The 1325-nt window shown below is 47.5% G+C and carries 2 protein-coding genes; both read right to left on the bottom strand.

What is annotated here, in order from left to right; translation table 11 throughout:
• A partial coding sequence (rlmN, locus tag ACTHS3_RS13400; protein WP_440368179.1) for a 23S rRNA (adenine(2503)-C(2))-methyltransferase RlmN occupies positions 1-851 on the bottom strand: 851 nt, incomplete at its 3' end.
• A 171-nt stretch (positions 852-1022) separates the two neighbouring features.
• Positions 1023-1325, bottom strand: a 303-nt coding sequence (locus ACTHS3_RS13395) for a nucleoside-diphosphate kinase (protein WP_440368178.1), incomplete at its 5' end; no start/stop codon positions are given.

The raw sequence follows: 1325 nt of genomic DNA, 5'->3' as shown, positions 1-1325 counted from the left end.
TCTTTAACCAATTCAATCAATTCGCGCGCGTGTTGGGCCTTGTCGTTGATGCCGTCGAGCATAACGTATTCAAAGGTAATAAAGTCGCGGGGGGCTTTGACCAGATAGCGTTGACAGGCCGCCATTAATTCTTTCAACGGATATTTCTTATTCAGCGGAACGATTTGATCGCGCACTTCGTCGTTGGAGGCGTGTAAAGATACGGCTAAAGCAACAGGCATAGCGTCGCGCAGTCTGTCCATTTGCGGAACCATACCCGAAGTGGAAACGGTCACGCGGCGGCGACTTAAACCATAGCCGTGATCATCCAGCATAATGCTCAAAGCGGTAACAACATTATCAAAGTTTGCCATGGGTTCGCCCATGCCCATCATCACGACGTTGGAGATAACGCGTTCATTTTTAGGAGTAACGCCCATGGCTTTATTGGCCCACCAAAGCTGGCCGATAATTTCTGCGGCAGTCAGGTTGCGGTTGAAACCTTGTCGTCCGGTAGAGCAGAAGGTGCATTCCAATGCGCAACCTACTTGGGAAGAGATGCACAAAGTGCCGCGTTCGGCTTCGGGAATGAAGACGGTTTCTACACCGTTGCCCGTGCCGACATCCAGCAACCATTTGCGTGTGCCATCAGTGGATTCTTGTGCCATCATTAATTTAGGCACTTCGATTGTGGCTTGTTCATTCAGCTTGGCGCGTAATGATTTGGCCAAGTCAGTCATTTCTTCAAAGTTTTGTGCACCGGCTTGATGCATCCAACGCATTACCTGCTTGGCGCGGAAAGGTTTTTCACCCATTTCGGCAAAGTGTTGCGTCAGTCCGTTTAAATCGTAATTCAGTAGATTGGTTTTCATGTATTTTTATGTTTCTCAATAAAGCTTTTAAAGTAAAGAGGCCTATCGGTCAGCTTTGCTTTAAAAGCCTTTAGGGGTTTCAGACGGCCTGTCATTTGCAGGGCATACAAAGCAGTTTTGCCGTCCGATATGGAATCGGACGGCCGTAAAGCGGCTACAGGTTTTTTGCTTTTATCGTGGGCAGATTTCGCTTTGGCTAAAGAAGTAAGCAATTTCAATCGCAGCATTTTCAACGCTGTCAGAACCATGTACGGCATTGACACTGACAGATTCTGCAAAGTCGGCACGGATTGTGCCAGGAGCTGCATCAGCTGGATTGGTTGCGCCCATCAATTCGCGATTTTTGGCAACGGCATTTTCACCTTCCAATACTTGAATCATGACAGGATTGCGTGTCATGAATTTAACCAAGTCTTCATAAAAAGGGCGGTCTTTGTGGACGGCATAAAACTCTTTTGCTTCACGCTCAGAGAG

The sequence above is a fragment of the Neisseria sp. P0009.S007 genome (assembly GCF_051962515.1).
The sequence above is the reverse complement of the archived record's forward strand: the minus strand, read 5'-3'. Positions and strand labels throughout refer to the sequence as shown.